This window comes from Streptomyces sp. NPDC005925 (assembly GCF_040638805.1).
Classification (GTDB): domain Bacteria; phylum Actinomycetota; class Actinomycetes; order Streptomycetales; family Streptomycetaceae; genus Streptomyces.
In genome coordinates this window covers 322,823-342,402 of sequence record NZ_JBEXVL010000004.1, presented here as the reverse complement: position 1 = coordinate 342,402, position 19,580 = coordinate 322,823, and the positions used below count along the sequence as shown (strand labels likewise).

The window sequence follows — 19,580 nt, the reverse complement described above, 5'->3', positions numbered from 1 at the left end:
CCCGGGGGCGGGGTGGACATCCGCGTCACTTCCCGAAGCCGAAGCCGGCCGGGCCGCTGTCGATCTTGGAGCGCAGCCGCTTGCCCTTCTCGGTGGCCTGGTCGTTCAGCTCCTGCTGGAACTCCCGCATGCGGGCCAGCAGTTCCTCGTCGTGCGCGGCGAGGACGCGGGCCGCGAGCAGACCGGCGTTGCGGGCGCCGCCCACGGAGACCGTCGCCACCGGCACACCGGCCGGCATCTGCACGATCGACAGGAGGGAGTCCATGCCGTCGAGGTACTTCAGCGGCACGGGCACGCCGATGACGGGCAGCGGCGTGACGGAGGCGAGCATGCCGGGCAGGTGGGCGGCGCCGCCCGCGCCCGCGACGATCACCTTCAGGCCGCGGCCGGCGGCCCGCTCGCCGTACGCGATCATCTCCCGCGGCATGCGGTGCGCGGAGACGACGTCGACCTCGTACGCGATCTCGAACTCGTCCAGGGCCTTGGCGGCGGCCTCCATGACGGGCCAGTCGGAGTCCGACCCCATGACGATGCCGACGACGGGGCTTGCGGCGGGGCTCATTCGGTGATCGTGCCTCTCAGGTAGCCGGCAGCGTGACGGGCGCGTGCCAGCACGTCGTCCAGGTCGTCGCCGTAGGTGTTGACGTGGCCCACCTTGCGGCCCGGCTTCACGTCCTTGCCGTACATGTGGATCTTCAGCCGGGGGTCGCGGGCCATGCAGTGCAGGTACGCGGAGTACATGTCCGGGAAGTCGCCGCCGAGGACGTTGACCATGACGGTCCACGGGGCGCGCGGGCGCGGGTCGCCGAGCGGGAGGTCGAGGACGGCGCGGACGTGGTTGGCGAACTGGCTGGTGATCGCGCCGTCCATCGACCAGTGGCCGGAGTTGTGCGGGCGCATCGCGAGCTCGTTGACGAGGATGCGGCCGTCGCGGGTCTGGAACAGCTCGACGGCGAGGTGGCCGACGACGCCGAGTTCCTTCGCGATGGTCAGCGCCATCTCCTCGGCCTTCAGGGCGAGGTTCCCGTCGAGTCCGGGGGCGGGCGCGATCACCGTGTCGCACACGCCGCCGACCTGCCGGGACTCCACGACCGGGTACGCCACGGCCTGGCCGTGCGGGGAGCGGACCACGTCGGCGGCCAGCTCGCGCACGAAGTCGACCTTCTCCTCGGCGAGGACGGCGACCCCGGCCCTGAACGGCTCGGCGGCCTCCTCGGCCGAGTCCACGACCCACACGCCCTTGCCGTCGTAGCCGCCGCGGACGGTCTTGAGGACGACCGGGAAGCCGTCCCCCTCTGCCGCGAACGCGGCCACGTCCTGCGGGTCGCTCACGATGCGGTGCCTGGGGCAGGGCACGCCGATCGCCGTGAGTCTCGCGCGCATCACGCCCTTGTCCTGGGCGTGCACGAGCGCGTCGGGGCCGGGGCGCACGGGGATGCCGTCCGCCTCCAGGGCCCGGAGGTGCTCGGTGGGCACGTGCTCGTGATCGAAGGTGATCACGTCACAGCCGCGCGCGAAGTCACGCAGCGTGTCCAGGTCGCGGTAGTCGCCGACGACGACGTCGCTCACGACCTGTGCCGCGGAATCCTGAGGGGTGTCACTGAGGAGCTTGAACCTGATGCCGAGCGGGATGCCCGCCTCGTGTGTCATACGAGCGAGCTGGCCACCGCCGACCATGCCGACTACCGGGAATGTCACGCCCCCAGGGTATCGGCCACGCCGACCAGGCCGGTTTCCGGACCCTCCGGGCCGGTTCCGGGGCCGTCTCTACCGGTTCCGGGACCGGCCGGGCGGGTTCCGGGACCGCGGGATGTCCTCACCGGCCGTGCCGCCCGGCCCCTCGCCTCCCCGCCCCAGGAAGATCGCGCGCAGGGGTGGTTAGCATGGCGGGGTTGACGCAATCGACCGGACGGGGGCCAGCACGACCATGGAACGCGGTTCCCCGCGGCTCCGGCGTATCGCCCGTGAAGTCGCCAAGTTCGGCGCGGTGGGCGGCATCGGTGTGCTGGTCAACCTGCTCGTCTTCAACCTGGTACGGCATGTCACCGGCCTCCCGGTGGTGCGGGCCGGCGTCATCGCGACCGTCGTCGCCATCGCCTGCAACTACATCGGTTTCCGCTACTTCGCCTACCGGGACCGCGACAAGAGCCGCCGCACCCGGGAACTGACCCTGTTCCTGCTGTTCAGCGCGATCGGCCTGGTCATCGAGAACGGCGTGCTGTACGTGGCGACGTACGGTTTCGGCTGGAACACGCCGCTGCAGAACAACATCTTCAAGTTCGTCGGCATCGGCGTCGCGACCCTGTTCCGCTTCTGGTCGTACCGCACCTGGGTCTTCCGCGCCCTGCCCGCCCCCGGCGCGGAGCCGGACACGGAACCGCGGGCGCACACGGAGCCGGAGACGGAGGCCGTGCCGGCGCAGGACGAGCCGCGGCGGGGTGAGCGGGAGACGGGCGAGCGGGAGCGGCGCGTACGCGCCTGACCCGGGGCTCCCCCTCCCTCCTCGGCCGCTCAGCGGACCGTCGGCTCCTCCGGGCCCTTCGAAGGGGGCGTACGCGACAGGAACAGGCCGAACACCGGCGGCTTGGTCTGGAGCATCTCCAGGCGCCCGCCGTCGGCCTCCGCCAGGTCACGGGCCACGGCCAGGCCGATCCCCGTGGAGTTGCGCCCGCTGATGGTGCGCTCGAAGATCCGCGCCCCGAGGTCCGCCGGCACCCCGGGGCCCTCGTCGGTGACCTCGATGACGGCCTGGTTGCCCGTGACCCGGGTACGCAGCGCGACCGTGCCGCCGCCGTGCATCAGCGAGTTCTCGATCAGCGCGGCCAGCACCTGCGCCACCGCGCCCGGCGTGCCCACGGCCTCCAGGTGCCGCTTGCCGGAGCTGACGATGACCCGGCCGGCCTGGCGGTAGGCGGGCCGCCACTCGTCGGCCTGCTGCTGGATGACCTCGTCCAGGTCGAAGGTGACCGCGGAACCGGTACGCGGGTCACGGGAGTTCGTCAGCAGCCGCTGCACCACGTCCGTCAACCGCTCCACCTGCGCCAGCGCGATGGCCGCCTCCTCCTTCACCGTGTCCAGGTCCTCGGTGAGGGTGATCTCCTCCAGCCGCATGGACAGCGCCGTCAGCGGCGTACGCAGTTGGTGGGAGGCGTCGGCGGCCAGCCGGCGCTCGGCGGTGAGCATGCGGCCGATGCGCTCGGCGGAGGCGTCCAGTACGTCCGCCACCCGGTCCAGTTCGGGCACGGCGTACCGCTTGTGGCGGGGCCGCGGGTCACCCGAGCCGAGTCGCTCGGCGGTCTCGGCGAGGTCGGTGAGCGGCGAGGCGAGGCGGCTTGCCTGCCGCACCGCGAGCAGCACGGCCGCGACGACGGCGAGCAGCGCCACCGCGCCGATGATCAGCAGCGTGCGGCCGACCTCGCGGGTCACCGCCGAGCGCGGCTCCTCCACGACGACGGTCTCGCCGCCCTCGCCGGTGGCCTCGCCCCGCAGGACGTCGCCCCCCGGCCTGGAGCCGACCTCGATGGCCTGCTCGCCGGGGATGCGGATCACGGCGTAGCGCTGCTGGGCGACCTGTTCGACCTGGGCGCGCAGCACCTCGGTGTCGACGCGCTCGGTGGTGAGCAGACGGCTGTCGGCGATGCTGGCCAGGCGCAGCGCCTCGGACTCCACGCGCTCCTGGGCGCTGTTGCTGATCGTGCGGGTCTCGACGATCACGAGGGAGACGCCGAAGACGGCGATCACGACGAGCACCACGGCGAGCGTGGACTGGATCAGTCGGCGGCGCATGTCCTCTTACAGGTGTCCTCGGGGCGGCAGGTGTTCTCGGGGCGGCTGGGGTCGTCGGGCTCGTCGCCGCGCGGGTGACGGGCTGTCGGTTCGGCTGGACGACGAGGGTGTCGGCCCTTCTCGTGGACGAGAGTGCCGGTTCCTCCTCGGGACGAGGGTGTCAGTTCTTCTCGAAGCGGAAGCCCACGCCGCGCACGGTGGCGATGTAACGGGGGTTCGCCGCGTCGTCGCCGAGCTTCTTGCGCAGCCAGGAGATGTGCATGTCGAGGGTCTTGGTGGAGGACCACCAGGTGGTGTCCCAGACCTCGCGCATCAACTGGTCGCGGGTGACGACCCGGCCGGCGTCGCGCACCAGGACCCGCAGCAGGTCGAACTCCTTGGCGGTGAGCTGGAGTTCCTCCTCGCCCATCCAGGCGCGGTGCGACTCGACGTCGATGCGCACACCGTGCGTGGCGGACGGCTGCTGGGGGTCGGCGGCGCCGCGCCGCAGCAGGGCGCGGACGCGGGCGAGGAGTTCGGCGAGCCGGAAGGGCTTGGTGACGTAGTCGTCGGCTCCGGCGTCCAGACCGACCACGGTGTCGACCTCGTCGGCACGCGCGGTGAGGATGAGGATCGGCACGCTGTGGCCGTCGGCGCGCAGTCGGCGGGCGACCTCGAGGCCGTCCATGCCCGGCAGGCCGAGGTCCAGCACGACCAGGTCGACGCCGCCCTGCAGCCCGGCGTCGAGTGCGTCGGGCCCGTCCTCGCGGACCTCGACCTCGTACCCTTCGCGGCGCAGTGCGCGGGCCAGTGGCTCCGAGATGGACGCGTCGTCCTCGGCGAGCAGTACACGGGTCATGAAGTGATGGTAGTCCCGCGACGACGGGCGTCGGGGCGTGATCGCCGAGGTCGTCCCTTGCCCCGGCATACCGGGTTCCTGCTCACGGGGGCCGACGGGGGGACCTGTGAGTATGGGATGCGATCCTGGCCGAGACCTTCGAATGAGTGGGTACGGTTCCCCCGTCACCTGTGATCCATATCTCAAGTGCTTCCCTACTGGGCAGTGTCGTGACGTATGGTGAATCAACGCCTGTAGCACCGTAAGGCCTTCGGCGATCCCTTTGACGCTGAAGGTCACTTTTATGTGCGGGCTGGTGCGCCAGCCCTGAATCGAACGACCTGTGGCCGGGCCTCGCAGCGCATCGACGCGCGCAGAGGCGTGGATCCCGGTGGGCGCCGCCCGCCGCTCCGTGATCCGGAGCGGACTCCCCCTGGGCGTGGGGTGGACGGCCCACCCTCCGGTGCCGGCCGTCCCCCCACCGGGCGCGCACGACATGTGCCGGGCGCGTCCCGACCAGCAAGGATCGACCATGGCGTCCAGCCTGACGAAGGCCTCGGCGACTCCGGGCACCCCCGGTTCCGAGAAGTCCTTCTTCGGCCACCCCCGCGGACTGGCCACTCTCTTCATGACCGAGATGTGGGAGAGGTTCTCCTACTACGGCATGAGGGCTCTGCTCCCGCTGTACCTCGTCGCACCGGGCGGCCTGCACCTCGACGCCGGCACGGCGACGGCGATCTACTCGGTGTACGTGTCGCTGGTCTACCTGCTGGCGATGCCCGGCGGCTGGTTCGGCGACCGGGTCTGGGGCCCGCGCAAGACGGTCGCCGTCGCCGGCGCGGTCATCATGCTCGGCCACCTGACGCTGGCCCTGCCCACGTCGGGCACCTTCTACGGCGGTCTCGGTCTCGTCGCGATCGGTTCGGGCCTGTTGAAGGCCAACATCTCCACGATGGTCGGCCACCTCTACAACGGCCCGGACGACCCGCGCCGGGACGGCGGCTTCACCGTCTTCTACATGGGCATCAACCTCGGCGCGTTCGCGGCGCCGCTGGTCATCGGCACCGTCGGCGAGAACGTCGACTGGCACCTCGGCTTCGCGCTGGCCGCGCTCGGCATGGCGCTCGGCCTGGTGCAGTTCCTGCTCGGCAGCCGTCACCTGGCCGACCGCTCCAGCGTCGTCCCGAAGCCGCTGTCGGCCCAGGAGAAGTCCGCCACCCTGCGCAAGTCGGCGATCTGGGCCGGCATCGCGGCCGTGGCGTACGCGGCCGTCGGCTTCTCCGGCCACTACACGCTGAACTGGATCCTGGTCCCGCTGACCCTGCTCGGCGTGATCATCCCGGTGATGGTGCTGGTCGGCATCAAGCGCGACAAGGAGCTCGACCGCGCCGAGCAGTCGAAGATGTCCGCGTACATCTGGTTCTTCGTCGCCGCGGCCGTCTTCTGGATGATCTACGACCAGGGCGGCTCGACCCTGTCGATCTTCGCCGACTCCTCCGCCGACAACAGCGTGCTCGGCTGGAACTTCCCGGTCTCCTGGTACCAGTCGGTCAACCCGGTGCTGATCATGGCCCTGGCCCCGGTCTTCGCCTGGGTCTGGCTGGCGCTGAACCGGCGCGGCAAGGAGCCCAGCACGATCGTGAAGTTCGCCTCGGGCCTGGTCCTGGTCGGCGCGTCGTTCTTCCTCTTCCTGGCTCCGCTGTCCATCGCCGACGGCGGCCACCGGGCGGCGGCGCTGTGGCTGGTGGCGATCTACTTCACGCAGACCGTCGGTGAGCTGCTGCTCTCCCCGGTCGGCCTGTCGGTCACCACGAAGATGGCGCCCGCGAAGTACGCCTCGCAGATGATGGGCGTCTGGTTCCTGGCCGTCACCGCCGGTGACGCGACGACCGGCCTGCTCTCCATCGCCGGTGTCGACCTGAACAAGACGGGCATCGTCGCCCTGGAGGCCACGCTCGCCGCGGTCGCCGGTGCCGCGGTGTGGATGTACCGCAACAAGGTCAAGGAGCTCATGGGCGACGTCCGCTGACGCCCGCACCGCTCAGCGGGAACGGAAAGGGCCGCGGCACCTCACCGGGTGCGGCGGCCCTTCGTCGTTCGTCGCGCGTACGGGGATCAGCACCGGCCGCACGACAGGCTCGCGGCGGCCGGACGGGGGCCCGGGCGGTCCGTACGGGACTTGTGCCCGCGGTACGGACCTCGCACCGCCGGTTACGCGGGAGCGCCCAGCTCGGCCCACACCGTCTTGCCCGCGACGCCGGGCGTGCGCGCGACACCCCAGTCCAGGCACAGCCGCTGGACGATGAACATGCCGTGGCCGCCGGGGCGCCCGGCGCGGTGCGGAGTGCGCGGCGACGGCTGGCCCGTGCCGCGGTCGGAGACCTCCAGCCGGATCACCTTGCTGTCGCAGGAGATCCGCAGCTGGTCCGGGCCCTCGGCGTGCAGACAGGCGTTGGTGACCAGCTCCGACACGACCAGCAGAACGTCCTCCGCCGCGGCCCTCTGGTCGGCGGTCGCGGCGGGCAGCCAGCCCCACGCGTACAGCGCCTCGCGGGTGAAGTCGCGGGCGAGCGGCACCACCCCGCTCTGACCCTCCAGGCTCAGCGCGCGTACCTGACGGCGCCCGCCGGACGGCACGGACGACACGGCGGACACCTGGCCCCCGTCGGGGCCCTCGGTCGCCGGACCGTCGTCCTGGTCCCGCGGAGCCGCCGACGGCAGACCCCGCTCGGGCGCCCCGGTCTGCGGTACGCCCCCGCCGGACGCCCCGGAAGCGCCGCCGGGCTCCGGACCGCGGTCGCCCGGCGGATAGGGCCGGGTGGTGCTCATCAGCGCTTCACCTCACCGATTCACCAGTTCACGATTCACAACGTCACTGCACTGCACTGCCGGTCGGGCGACCCGTGAAACATGTCACCCACGCCGTCCCGGCCGCCGCGGCGGCCGACCGGCTCAGGATGTCTCCTGCCCTGCCGTCCCGGCGGAACACCCCTGCACCGGGCAGCAAAAGCACGACTGGGGTGATACGCCGGTCACACGGCGGCGCGGGAGACGGGGTCACGGTCCGGCCCGCCCGGCTCAGCCGGCCTCGCCGGCCAGAGCTTCCTCGAGGGTGTCGTGCACGGTGAAGACCGCCTCGGCACCCGTGATCTCGAACACCCGGGCCACCACCGGCTGCATGGCCACCAGATGTACCCCGCCGCCGTCCGCCTCCGCCTTCAGCCGCGCGCCGAGCAGCACGTTGAGGCCCGTGGAGTCACAGAACTCCAGGCGCGAGCAGTCAATGACGAGTCTGCTGAATCCCTTGGCGAGGCAGTCGTCGAGCGGTCCGCGCAACAGATCGGCGGTGTGGTGATCCAACTCACCCGCCGGGGTCACGACGGCACTGCGGCCCTCTTCCCGCACCTCTACCAAGAGCCGGCCCGACTGAGCGCTGCCGACCGTGCCGCGGTCCATGCCGTCTCTCTCTCCCCACGTCGTGGCTGCTTGCTGACGCCCTCGAACACTACGCCCTCCAGCGGGGCTTCGACAGCCGAACAATCCCACTAAACCAGACATAACTGTATTGAACGCACTTGCGATCGGCCTGGTAAAGCGGGTAGGGCTATGAGGGACACGCACCCGAACACGGCCGGCTTTGGAGGCGCCGCACACCGCAGTGCACTCACTGGCTTCGGCAGCCATATGCCGAGAACGATGGAGGACACCATGTCACCCCGGCTCGACGGATCGCCTACCCCCACAGCGACGTCGGCATTCTCCCCGGAACCTCTGGATCCCATCGAGCGCGACGACACCGTCGCCTTGGCGCACGACCTGCTCGCCGGGCTTCCGGACATTCCCCCGTACGACGAGGTCGCCCCGGACGACGCGCGAGCCCTGTCCAAGACCCTTTTCGAGCGCCTCGAGTCGCTGGAGGAAGGCACGTACGAGTACTCGTACGTGCGCAACACCCTCGTCGAACTCAATCTCGCGCTCGTCAAGTTCGCCGCCTCCCGGTTCCGCTCCCGCAGCGAGCCGATGGAGGACATCATCCAGGTCGGCACCATCGGCCTGATCAAGGCGATCGACCGCTTCGAACTCAACCGTGGTGTCGAGTTCCCCACGTTCGCGATGCCTACCATCATCGGCGAAATCAAGCGTTTCTTCCGCGACACCTCGTGGTCCGTGCGCGTGCCGCGCCGGCTGCAGGAGCTCCGGCTCGACCTGGCCAAGGCCGGTGACGAGCTCGCCCAGCAGCTGGACCGCGCGCCGACCGTGCCGGAACTCGCCGAGAGTCTCGGCATCTCCAACGACGAGGTCGTCGAAGGCATGGCGGCGTCCAACGCCTACACCGCCAGTTCCCTGGACGCGCAGCCGGATGAGGACGACGCGGAGGGCGCCCTCGCCGACCGCATCGGTTACGAGGACCACGGACTGGAAGGCATCGAGTACGTCGAGTCGCTCAAGCCGCTGATCGCCGAACTCCCGCCCCGGGACCGGAAGATCCTCTCCCTGAGGTTCGTCGCGGGCATGACCCAGTCCGAGATCGGCGAGGAACTCGGCATCTCCCAGATGCACGTCTCACGGCTGCTGTCCCGCACCCTGGTGCGGCTGCGCAAGGGACTGACCGTCGAGGAGTGACACCCGCCCCACCGGCACCCCCGGTGGGCGCCCCAGACTTCCGGTGCACCCCGGCCCACTCGGGCCGGGGTGCACCCTTGTGCCGACGGCTCCGCTTCCCCGGGCCGTCGACGCGTCCGCCTCCCGATGGCCGACGGCGCCAACTGCCCGGAATCCGGCTGTTGTCGGCAGGGGAAGCGCTCACCCCGTGAAACCCCCGGGAGTTACCCGAAGAAACCCTTTCCTCCCCCCGGGCCTTCCTCCACTATGAGCACCGCCCTACCGGTCGGTACGCCGGCCCGGCGCACGTGACGCTGCCGGCCGGGGCACAAGAGGAGGCAGCCGAATGGCCCGGGCCGACAGCACCGACGACGACGCCCGCACCGGAGCCGGACCGCACGCCGACGTGTCCGACGCCCGGCTGGCCGAGCTGCTGCGCGGCGACACCGTGACCGCGTATCCGGCGCTGCGGGAACTGCGCGCCCGGCACCGCCCGTCCCTGCTGGCCTACGCCCGCCTGTGCACGGCGGGCGAGTCCGCGGCGCGGCAGCTCGCGGCCCACACCTTCGCGCGGGCGGCCCGCGAGATCGCCCGCGGCGCCACCGGCACCGGCCGCGGGACGCCGCTGCGGCACCGGCTCCTGGCGCTGGCCGGGGAATCGGCCCGGGACTGGGCCGCCGACGACCGGTCGGGCGGGCTCGACCCCGGGCTGCTGCTCGCGCTGCACACACCGGGCTCGCGGGACCCGGTACCGCCACCGCGCACCGCGGACCCCCGAGGTGCCGTCCCGCCGCTGCTCACCGCGTTCCGCCATCTGCCGGCCCCCGCGCGCGGCCTCGTCTGGTACGGCGTCGTCGAGCGGGAGAGCGCGGAGCGCACCGCCGTCCTGCTCGGCGTCAACCGCGAGGACGTCGTGCCGGGCATACCCGCCGCGCTCCACACCCTGGCCCGGTCCTGTCTGCGCGCCCGGCTCGCCGCGTCCCCCGACCCGCGTTGCGCGGACCTGCAGCTGCTCATCGAGGAAGCGGTACAGCCGGGCGGCCTCCTCCAGCCGGAAGGTTTCCTCCACGGCGCCGATCCGCACACGCACATCGCCCGCTGCCCGCACTGCACCGCCGCCCACGAGGAACAGCGCGCCCTGCGCGAACGCCCGCGCACCACGCTCGCCGAGGGGCTGCTGCCATGGGCGGGCGCGGCGTACGCGCGCGGGACGGACCCCCAGCCGCCGCCGTCCGCGGTCCGCGCCTCGGACGAGGCGTGGCCGCCGGCCCGGCGCTTCGCGCTGGTCTCGGCGGCCCTGGGCGTGGCGCTGGCTCCGCTGCTGCTGTTCCTGCTGGGCGGCGGCGCGGCGGACCGCGAGCCGGCGGGCTCGGACAGCAGCCCGCCGGGCCCGCCGCCCGTGTCGGTGACGGCCACGGTGTCCAACGCCCCGCCCGCCTCGCCGCCGTCGATCCCCGCGACCGCCGAGCCGTCCTCGTCCGGGCCCGCACAGCGGCCGTCTCCCCCGCGCACGGCGCACCCGGCCGCGCCGCCGGGCGGTGACTACGCGCAGGTGGTGAACGTGGCGACGGGTCGCTGCCTGGACATCCGGGACGGCCGCGTGGAGGAGGGCGCGGACGTCGTCACGGCGCCCTGTTCGTCCTCCCCCACACAGCGCTGGCGGGTCGACCCGGAGCGGGGCGTCGTGCAGTCGTACGCCGACTCCGGCTACTGCCTGGACAGCCGCGGTGCGCTGGAGCGGGGGGTCGGCATCCGGGGGTGCGACGCGGTCGGCGGGCGGGGCGGCTGGGACCTGCGGTTCGCCGTCGACGACGCGGGCCGTGTCCGCCCGGTGACCGACTTCGGTACGGCGGTGACACCGGCGGGCGGGCACGACGTGGTGCTGCGCGCCCTGGACGGGGGCACGGGGCAGCGGTGGCGGGCGGGCGCCCGGTAGCCCGGTGACGGTGGCTCAGACCGCTCGTACGCCGCCCCGCCACACCTGGCTCACCAGCGGGACGCCCGGCCGGTAGGCCAGGTGGACGTGGCTGGGGGCGTCGAGGACGGTCAGGTCGGCGCGGGCGCCGGGCGTGAGGCGGCCGATGTCGGTGCGGCGGAGGGCCGCGGCGCCGCCGGCCGTGGCGGACCACACCGCCTCGCCGGGCGTCATCCCCATGTCGCGTACGGCGAGCGCGATGCAGAACGGCACGGACGACGTGAACGACGAGCCGGGGTTGCAGTCCGTGGACAGCGCGACCGTGACACCGGCGTCGAGGAGGCGGCGCGCGTCGGGCCAGGCGGCGCGGGTGGAGAACTCGGCGCCGGGCAGGAGCGTCGCGACGGTGCCGCCGCCGGCCAGGGCGTCCACGTCGGCGTCCGTGAGGTGGGTGCAGTGGTCGGCGCTGGCCGCGTCGAGTTCGACGGCGAGCTGCACGCCGGGGCCGTGGGAGAGCTGGTTGGCGTGGATGCGCGGGTGCAGGCCCTTCGCCCTGCCTGCGGTGAGGATCGCGCGGGCCTGGTCGCCGTCGAAGGCGCCCCTTTCGCAGAAGACGTCGATCCAGCGGGCGTACGGCGCGCAGGCGTCGAGCATGTCGCCGGTGACGAGGGCGACGTAGGCGGCGGGGTCGTCGGCGTGGTCCGGGGAGACGATGTGGGCGCCGAGGAAGGTGACCTCGTCGGTGTGGGCGGCGGCGATGCGCAGGGCGCGGGCCTCGTCCTCGACCGTCAGGCCGTACCCGGACTTCGTCTCGAAGGTGGTCGTGCCCTGGCGCAGCGCCTCGGTGAGGTAGCGGGTGAGGTTCGCCTCCAGTTCCGCGTCGGTGGCGGCGCGGGTGGCGGCGACGGTGGTGCGGATGCCGCCCGCGGTGTAGGGGCGGCCGGACATGCGGGCGTTGAACTCCGCGGTGCGGTCGCCCGCGAAGACCAGGTGGGAGTGGGAGTCCACGAAGCCCGGGAGCACCGCTCGGCCGCCGGCGTCGACGCGGTTGTCAGTGGCGGGTGCTTTGCTGGATTCACCGGTCCACGCGATGCGGTCGCCGTCGATGACGACGGCCGCGTCGTGGATGAGACCCAGGGGGGAACAGTCGCCGAGGGAGGGGTCGTTGGTGACCAGGACAGCGATGTTGGTGATGAGTGTGCTGGCGCTGCTCGCGGAGTGGGCGGGGCTGACGGTCGTCGCGTTGCTCATGGCGTCCTCGGTGGCCTGGTCTGCGGTGGGGTCGGGTGCGGGGGCGGCGGAGGCGGACGAAGGGGCTGAGGAGGAGGCCGGCGCGGGTGTGCGGCGGCCCGGTCTCATCCGCGCAGAGCCGCGACGGCGTCCGCGAGAGCTCCCGGCACATCCGGTACGAGGGTGTGCGCCCCGTCCCGTACGACGTGCCGGCCACCCACGACCGTATGCGACACGTCTGCTGCCGACGCGGCGAATACGGCCGTCTCGGCCCCGAGCAGCGGAGGCGGCCCTGCCGTCCTGACCGAGTCGAGGGTGATCGTCGTGAAGTCGGCGAGCGCTCCCGGCGCCACGGTGCCCGCGTCGGGCAGGCCGAGGGCGGCGTGGCCGTCGGCGGAGGCCGCCCGCAGCAGGGCCGCCGCCGTCCAGTGGCCTCGGGTGCGGGTGCGCAGGCGCTCGTCGAGCTCCATGGCACGGGCCTCTTCGAACAGGTCGATCACGGCGTGGCTGTCGGATCCCAGGGACAGCGGGGAGCCGGCCTGCTGGAGGGCGACGGCGGGTCCGATGCCGTCGGCGAGGTCCCGCTCGGTGGTGGGGCACATGCAGGTGCCGGTCCCGCTGCCGCCGATCAGTGCGATGTCCTCGCCGGTGAGGTGCGTGTTGTGGACGCCGGTGGTGCGCGGGCCGAGCACTCCGTGGTCGTCGAGGAGCTGGCTGGGGGTGCGGCCGTGGGCCGCGCGGCAGGCGTCGTTCTCGGCGGTCTGCTCGGACAGGTGCACGTGCAGCGGGGCCCGCCGCTCCTCGGCCCACCGTGCCACGGTCGCCAGCTGGCCGGCGGGCACGGCCCGGACGGAGTGGATCGCCGCCCCGATCCGTACGTGATCCCGTTCCTTGAGAAGTGAACAGCGTTCTGCCCAGGCTTCCGCCGTGCCGTCGGAGAAGCGGAGCTGGTGGCTGGTGGGCGGCTCGCCGAAGCCGGAGGACAGATAGCAGGTGTCGAGGAGGGTGATGCGGATGCCGGCTTCGGCCGCGGCCTCGATCAGGGCCTCGCCCATGGCGTTCGGGTCGGCATAGGGGGTGCCGCCGGGGGCGTGGTGCACGTAGTGGAACTCGCCGACGGCGGTGATCCCGGCCAGGGCCATCTCGGCGTAGGCGGCGCGGGCCAGCGCGTGGTAGCTGTCCGGGGTGAGCCGGTCGGCAACGGCGTACATGACCTCGCGCCAGGTCCAGAAGGTGCCGGAGCCGGCCTGGACGGTGCCGCGCAGGGCACGGTGGAAGGCGTGGCTGTGGGCGTTGGCGAGGCCGGGGAGCGTGAGCCCGCGCAGGATCTCGGCGCCGGGCGGCGGGGCCGGGACGCCGGTGCGGACGGCGGCGACGCGGCCGGCGTGGACGTCGACGGCCACGCCGGACTCGACGGGTGCGAGGCGGCCGGAGGGCTCCCCTGCCGAGGCGGGGCCGCCCGGTCGATTGCCGAGCCAGGCGTGTTCGAGCCAGTAGGTCGTCGGGGAGGTCACGCGCAGGCCAGCCCTTCCAGTACGTCGGCGAGTGCGAGCACCCCGGCCACGCAGTCGTCCTCGTCGGCGGACTCGGCCGGGGAGTGGGAGACGCCGGTGGGGTTGCGCACGAACAGCATGGCGGTGGGGATGCGCCCGGAGAGGATTCCGGCGTCGTGTCCCGCGCCCGTACCGAGGACGGGCACCGTGAGATCGCTGTCCGTGCCGAGGATGCGGGTGAGCTCGTCGCGCAGAACGTGGTCGAACTCCACGACGGGGGTGAACGACTCGCGGACGACGTCCAGGTCGACGCCGTGCGCGGCGGCGTATTCGCGGGCGGCCTTCTCGACACCGGCGACGACGGTGTCGAGGCGGGCCTGGTCGGCGGCGCGGGAGTCGAGCCAGCCGCGTACCAGGGACGGGACGGCGTTGACGCCGTTGGGTTCCACGGCGATCTTCCCGAAGGTGGCGACGGCACCGGCGAGTCCGGCCTCGCGGCGGGCGGCCAGCACGGTCTCGGCGTACGGCAGCATGGGGTCGCGCCGGTCGGTGAGACGGGTGGTGCCGGCGTGGTTGGCCTCGCCGCGGAAGTCGAACCGCCAGCGTCCGTGCGGCCAGATGGCGCTCGCGACGCCGACCGGGTCGCCGGACAGGTCGAGGGCGCGGCCCTGCTCGACGTGGAGTTCCACGAAGGCGCCGACCCGGTCCAGCCGTTCCGGGTCCGGGCCGATGGCGTCGGGGTCGTATCCGGCGGCCTCCATGGCGCGCGGCAGCGTGATGCCGTCGCCGTCGGTCAGCCGGCGGGCCTGGTCGACGGTGAGCCGGCCGGCGGTGAGCCGGGATCCCACGCAGGCCAGGCCGAAGCGGGCGCCCTCCTCGTCGCCGAAGTTGACGATGCCGAGCGGCTTGCCGAACCGCGCTCCCCGGCCGCGCAGTTCGTCCAGCGCGGCGAAGGCGGACACGACGCCGAGGGGTCCGTCGAAAGCGCCGCCGTCGGGCACGGAGTCGAGGTGCGAGCCCGTGACGACGGCGTCCCCGTCGGCGGGATCCCCGGCCCAGGCCCACTGGTTGCCGTTCCGGTCGACCTCGTAGGCCAACCCGCGGGCCTCGGCCTGCGCCCGGAACCAGGCCCGGCAGTCGGCGTCGGCCCCGGTCCAGGCGTAGCGGCGGTATCCCCGGGAGGCGGAGTGCCGCCCGAGGGGAAGGAGGTCGCGCCACATCCGGTGGAAGGAGTCGCCGCGTACGGGCTCCACGGGCTGTGGTCCGTCGTTGCGCAGGGCGGAACGGGTGGACCCGTCCGGGGACTCGGCCGCCGACGAGGCACCGGCTCCCACGGCCCCCGCCGGGCGGTCGCCGTCGTGCTTCACGCGCCGTCACCCTCACGCATCGGCACCCGCACGCCCCGCTGGCCGGCGACGGTGTCGGCGATGTCGTACCCGGCGTCCACGTGCCGGATGACGCCCATGCCGGGGTCGTTGGTCAGCACGCGCCGGATCTTCTCGCCGGCCAGGGCGGTGCCGTCGGCGACCGTGACCTGACCCGCGTGGATGGACCGCCCCATGCCGACGCCGCCGCCGTGGTGCAGCGACACCCAGGACGCGCCGGAGGCGACGTTCACCATGGCGTTCAGCAGCGGCCAGTCGGCGATGGCGTCGGAGCCGTCGAGCATGGCCTCGGTCTCCCGGTAGGGGGAGGCGACGGAGCCGCAGTCGAGGTGGTCGCGGCCGATGACGACGGGCGCCTTCAGGGTGCCGTCGGCGACCATCTCGTTGAACCGCTCGCCGGCCTTGTCCCGCTCGCCGTAGCCGAGCCAGCAGATCCGGGCGGGCAGGCCCTGGAAGTGCACGCGTTCGCCGGCCAGCTTGATCCAGCGGGCCAGCGACTCGTTCTCCGGGAAGAGGTCGAGGATCGCCCTGTCGGTCCGGGCGATGTCGGCGGGGTCGCCGGACAGGGCGGCCCAGCGGAAGGGGCCCCTGCCCTCGCAGAACAGCGGGCGGATGTAGGCGGGGACGAAGCCGGGGAAGGCGAACGCCCTTGTGTACCCGGCGAGTTGGGCCTCACCGCGGATGGAGTTGCCGTAGTCGAAGACCTCGGCGCCGGCGTCCAGGAAGCCCACCATGGCCTCGACGTGCCGGGCCATCGACTCGCGGGCGCGGGTGGTGAAGCCGGCCGGGTCCTTCGCCGCGTACGACGCCATGTCGTCGAAGCCGACACCCACGGGCAGGTAGGCGAGCGGGTCGTGGGCGGAGGTCTGGTCGGTGACGATGTCGACGGGGGCGCCCATGGCGAGCAGCTGCGGGACGGCCTCGGCGGCGTTGCCGAGGACGCCGATGGACAGCGGTTTGCGCTGGTCGCGGGCCTCCACGGCGAGCTGGAGGGCGTGGTCGAGGGAGTCGGCCCGCACGTCGAGGTAGCGGTGCTCGATGCGGCGGTCGATGGCGCGGGGGTCGCAGTCGACGCAGATCGCGACGCCGTCGTTCATCGTGACGGCCAGTGGCTGGGCGCCGCCCATGCCGCCGAGGCCGGCGGTGAGGGTGATGGTCCCGGCGAGGGTGCCGCCGAACCTCTTCGCGGCGACGGCGGCGAACGTCTCGTAGGTGCCCTGGAGGATGCCCTGGGTGCCGATGTAGATCCAGGAGCCGGCGGTCATCTGCCCGTACATGGTCAGGCCGAGGGCCTCCAGGCGGCGGAACTCCTCCCAGTTCGCCCAGTCGCCGACGAGGTTGGAGTTGGCGATGAGCACACGCGGGGCCCACTCGTGGGTCTGCATGACGCCGACGGGCCGGCCCGACTGGACGAGCATGGTCTCGTCCTGCTTGAGGGTCCTCAGGGTGCGGACCATGGCGTCGAAGGAGCGCCAGTCGCGGGCGGCCTTGCCGGTGCCGCCGTAGACGACGAGCTTGTCGGGGTGCTCGGCGACCTCCGGGTCGAGGTTGTTCTGCAGCATCCGCAGGGCGGCCTCCTGCTGCCATCCCAGGGCGCTCGTTTCCGTGCCGCGCGGTGCTCGGACGGTTCGGGGTCCTGACATGGTCTGCCTCCCAGCGGACGGCGGGTGCGGCGCGCGTGGCACCACCTACCCTGTTGCTACGGATATTCACATCCTGTCCTGATGAATAGAGCTAGTCAATACGGTCGGGGGGCAGCGGCGGCGCGTCGCGAATGTTTGGCTGGACGCATGCGGTCGAGCGACGACATGACGAGGGGCCACGTGGACGAGGGAAACGGCAGACGGCCCGGCACCGGCCACACGGACCGGAACGGGGTCCACACCGGGGCGCCCCCGGCGGACCGGGACCCGGCGGACGGGGTGGACGGTGTGGACGGGGTGGACGGTGTGGACGGGGTGGACCCGGTAGTCCCGGCGGGCCCCACGGCCCGCACGGCGTCCACGACCCCCACGGCCGCGACGGACCGGGCGTCGCGGCGGGACCAGGCGGTGCGGGCAGCCGTGGAACAGGGGCTGCTGGGACCGGACCACCCGGTCGTCGGGCTCCTCGACGTGGCGGGGATACGCGAGTCGGCGGCCGAGTTGCGGGCGGCGTTCGAGGCGGTGACGGCCCCGGGCACGCCCGTGCTCCACGCGTTCGCGGTGAAGGCGAGCCCGCTGGTGCCGGTGCTGCGGCTGCTGCACGAGGCGGGCCTGGGCGCGGAGGTGGCGAGCCCGGGCGAACTGGCGCTGGCGCGGACGGCGGGCCTGCCCCCGGACCGCACGGTTCTCGACTCGCCCGCCAAGACACCGGCGGAGCTGCGGGAGGCGCTGGCGCTCGGGATAGCCGTCAACGTCGACAACCCGCAGGAGCTGGACCGCCTGGACGCCATGATCGGGTCGTCGGGCAGCCGCTCCCCCCTCGGCATCCGGGTGAATCCGCAGGTCGGCGGGGGGTCCATCGAGGCGTTGTCCACGGCGACGGCGACGTCGAAGTTCGGGGTGGCGCTGCGGGACGAGGGCGCCCGCGAATGGGTCGTGCGGGCGTTCCTGGACCGGCCGTGGCTGACCAGGCTGCACGCGCACACCGGCTCCCAGGGCATCCCGCTGTGCCTGATGACCCAGGGCGTCGTGGAGACGTACACGCTCGCGGAGGAGATCAACCGGCGCGCGGGCGAACGCCGCGTCGACACCATCGACATCGGCGGCGGACTGCCGGTGAACTTCGCCTCCGACGAGACGACGCCCACGTACGCCCAGTACGCGCGGCTGCTGCGGGAGGCGGCGCCGGGACTGTTCGACGGGCGGTACGGGCTGGTCACCGAGTTCGGACGGTCCCTGCTGGCCAAGCACGGGACGGTGGTGGCGCGCGTCGAGTACGCCAAGACCGCGGGCGGCCGGCCGGTGGCCGTGACGCACGCGGGCGTGCAGGTCGCGACGCGGACGGTGTACGCACCGGCGTCCTGGCCGCTGCGCATAACCGCGTACGACGCGAAGGGACGGCCCAGAACCGGCCCCGACGTGGTGCAGGACGTCGCCGGCCCGGCCTGTTTCGCGGGCGACCTGCTCGCGGCGGGGCGGGCGCTGCCGCTGCTGGAACAGGGCGACTACGCGGCGGCACTGGACACGGGCGCGTACTACTTCGCGCACCACTACGCGTACAACTCCCTGGCCCGGCCCGGCGTCTACGGCTTCATCACGGGCGGCGGCGTCGGTAGTGGGGGCGGGGCCGCGGGCGGGGGCGTCAGGTTCGCGACGGTGCGTACGCCGCAGACGGTGGAGGAGATCGTGGCGGAGTCCGGCGGGGCCCAGGCCACTGCCCTCACCGACCTGCCGGGCACCACGACCGGCTGAGCAGACCCGGCGGCCCGGGCCCGGCGTGCCGGGCCCGGGCCGCCGGGGGCCTGCTGAGGCGCCGGGGCCTCGGGCGCGCAGCCCTCGAACGTCGAGCCGTCGAACCGTCGGCGTCGAGTCGCAGGCCGCAGGCCGCAGGCCGCAGGCCGCAGGCCGCAGGCCGCAGGCCGCAGGCCGCAGGCCGCAGGCCGCAGGCCGCAGGCCGCAGGCCGCAGGCCGCCAGATCCTGGGTGGGGCGTTGGTAGGTGGATCGGTCGGGTCACACCAGCGCGGTGGTCCGCCGCCGCGCCCCCCCAGGGGCCGCGTCGCCCGCCGCGATGCCCGTGCCGCGGTAGCCCCCGACGGTCTTCCCGGCCGGGCGTCCGCCCTCGGTGAGCCGGTCGACACGCACCCACAGCAGGACCTCGCCGGCCCGCTCCAGCCGCCCGAACCACGCGGCCTTCAGCCACAGCCCGGCACCCGTCCCGGCCAGCAGCATGCCGCCCGCCGCGGGCACGGCGAACGCGCTCCCCAGCGCCGCCACGAAGGCGAGCGCCAGCCACCAGCGGTGTCCCCGGCGCCAGGCGCGGACGGTCACCGCCCGGTCCTGGAGCACGTCGTGCTTACTGGCCCGCTCCACCGAGCGGGCGAGCGTCCGGTACCGGCCGCGCCGCGCGTACGCCCCGACGGCCGCCGCGACCAGGAACAGCGCGGCCCCGGCCAGCACCCCGATCCGGCGCCCCGTCAGCCCCGGCACCGCCGTGCCGGTACCCGCCGCCAGTACGCCCAGCCACCACAGCGGCGCCGCCCCGGCCCGTAGAACGACGGCCACCCGAGCCAGCCCCTGTCCACCACGCGCCATGTCCGCCTCCCGTCTCTCCGGTCCCACGTCTGTCGACAACACGTCCGCCGAGGCTCGCGCAGTGCGCAACGCCTCGAAGGATGTAACGGAGTTTTAGGGCAGGCACGTCAGCGGGG

At 73.2% G+C, this 19,580-nt stretch carries 16 protein-coding genes; 5 read left to right on the top strand and 11 right to left on the bottom strand.

Features of this window, described 5'->3' with window-relative positions; genetic code table 11:
• Positions 1–25: 25 nt before the first annotated feature.
• Positions 26–562: a 5-(carboxyamino)imidazole ribonucleotide mutase gene (gene purE / locus ABZ354_RS08395; protein ID WP_358654257.1), complete on the bottom strand. Its 537-nt coding sequence runs from the start codon at positions 560–562 to the stop codon at positions 26–28.
• Positions 559–1,698, bottom strand: a complete 1,140-nt coding sequence (locus tag ABZ354_RS08390) for a 5-(carboxyamino)imidazole ribonucleotide synthase (protein WP_358654255.1) — start codon at positions 1,696–1,698, stop codon at positions 559–561. The genes purE and ABZ354_RS08390 overlap by 4 nt, the downstream gene beginning before the upstream one ends.
• A gap of 229 nt (positions 1,699–1,927) precedes the next feature.
• Between ABZ354_RS08390 and ABZ354_RS08385 the strand changes: the two genes are divergently transcribed.
• Positions 1,928–2,482 carry a GtrA family protein gene (locus ABZ354_RS08385; protein ID WP_358654253.1) on the top strand — a complete coding sequence of 185 codons (555 nt, stop codon included), beginning with the start codon at positions 1,928–1,930 and terminating at the stop codon, positions 2,480–2,482.
• A 29-nt stretch (positions 2,483–2,511) separates the two neighbouring features.
• Here ABZ354_RS08385 and ABZ354_RS08380 read toward each other — a convergent pair whose 3' ends face one another.
• On the bottom strand, positions 2,512–3,786 hold the full coding sequence (locus tag ABZ354_RS08380) for an ATP-binding protein (protein WP_358654251.1): 1,275 nt from the start codon (positions 3,784–3,786) through the stop codon (positions 2,512–2,514).
• A 160-nt stretch (positions 3,787–3,946) separates the two neighbouring features.
• Positions 3,947–4,624 carry a response regulator transcription factor gene (locus tag ABZ354_RS08375; protein WP_358654249.1) on the bottom strand — a complete coding sequence of 226 codons (678 nt, stop codon included), beginning with the start codon at positions 4,622–4,624 and terminating at the stop codon, positions 3,947–3,949.
• 511 nt (positions 4,625–5,135) lie between these two features.
• Between ABZ354_RS08375 and ABZ354_RS08370 the strand changes: the two genes are divergently transcribed.
• Positions 5,136–6,632, top strand: a complete 1,497-nt coding sequence (locus ABZ354_RS08370; protein ID WP_358654247.1) for an oligopeptide:H+ symporter — start codon at positions 5,136–5,138, stop codon at positions 6,630–6,632.
• A 182-nt stretch (positions 6,633–6,814) separates the two neighbouring features.
• On the opposite strand, the gene ABZ354_RS08365 is transcribed toward ABZ354_RS08370, so the two are convergent.
• A complete protein-coding gene (locus ABZ354_RS08365) occupies positions 6,815–7,432 on the bottom strand; it encodes an ATP-binding protein (RefSeq protein ID WP_358654245.1) in 618 nt (205 codons plus the stop codon).
• A gap of 249 nt (positions 7,433–7,681) precedes the next feature.
• On the bottom strand, positions 7,682–8,059 hold the full coding sequence (locus ABZ354_RS08360) for an STAS domain-containing protein (RefSeq protein ID WP_358654243.1): 378 nt from the start codon (positions 8,057–8,059) through the stop codon (positions 7,682–7,684).
• Positions 8,060–8,311: 252 nt separating this feature from the next.
• Between ABZ354_RS08360 and ABZ354_RS08355 the strand changes: the two genes are divergently transcribed.
• Together ABZ354_RS08355 and ABZ354_RS08350 are read left to right on the top strand one after the other, a co-directional pair.
• Positions 8,312–9,226: an RNA polymerase sigma factor SigF gene (locus ABZ354_RS08355; protein WP_358654365.1), complete on the top strand. Its 915-nt coding sequence runs from the start codon at positions 8,312–8,314 to the stop codon at positions 9,224–9,226.
• A 325-nt stretch (positions 9,227–9,551) separates the two neighbouring features.
• Positions 9,552–11,141: an RICIN domain-containing protein gene (locus tag ABZ354_RS08350; RefSeq protein ID WP_358654241.1), complete on the top strand. Its 1,590-nt coding sequence runs from the start codon at positions 9,552–9,554 to the stop codon at positions 11,139–11,141.
• Positions 11,142–11,156: 15 nt separating this feature from the next.
• Here the strand turns inward: ABZ354_RS08350 and hutI are convergent, their stop codons facing one another.
• From hutI to hutU, 4 genes are all read right to left on the bottom strand, one after another.
• On the bottom strand, positions 11,157–12,371 hold the full coding sequence (gene hutI / locus ABZ354_RS08345; protein WP_358654239.1) for an imidazolonepropionase: 1,215 nt from the start codon (positions 12,369–12,371) through the stop codon (positions 11,157–11,159).
• A gap of 104 nt (positions 12,372–12,475) precedes the next feature.
• A complete protein-coding gene (locus ABZ354_RS08340; RefSeq protein WP_358654363.1) occupies positions 12,476–13,753 on the bottom strand; it encodes a formimidoylglutamate deiminase in 1,278 nt (425 codons plus the stop codon).
• A gap of 107 nt (positions 13,754–13,860) precedes the next feature.
• On the bottom strand, positions 13,861–15,063 hold the full coding sequence (locus ABZ354_RS08335; RefSeq protein WP_358654361.1) for an allantoate amidohydrolase: 1,203 nt from the start codon (positions 15,061–15,063) through the stop codon (positions 13,861–13,863).
• Between the two features lie 143 nt (positions 15,064–15,206).
• Positions 15,207–16,871: a urocanate hydratase gene (gene hutU / locus ABZ354_RS08330; RefSeq protein ID WP_358654237.1), complete on the bottom strand. Its 1,665-nt coding sequence runs from the start codon at positions 16,869–16,871 to the stop codon at positions 15,207–15,209.
• A 147-nt stretch (positions 16,872–17,018) separates the two neighbouring features.
• On the opposite strand from hutU, the gene ABZ354_RS08325 reads away from it, so the two are divergent.
• On the top strand, positions 17,019–18,623 hold the full coding sequence (locus ABZ354_RS08325; RefSeq protein WP_358654235.1) for a diaminopimelate decarboxylase: 1,605 nt from the start codon (positions 17,019–17,021) through the stop codon (positions 18,621–18,623).
• 259 nt (positions 18,624–18,882) lie between these two features.
• Here the strand turns inward: ABZ354_RS08325 and ABZ354_RS08320 are convergent, their stop codons facing one another.
• Positions 18,883–19,464, bottom strand: a complete 582-nt coding sequence (locus ABZ354_RS08320; RefSeq protein WP_358654233.1) for a hypothetical protein — start codon at positions 19,462–19,464, stop codon at positions 18,883–18,885.
• Positions 19,465–19,580: the final 116 nt, after the last annotated feature.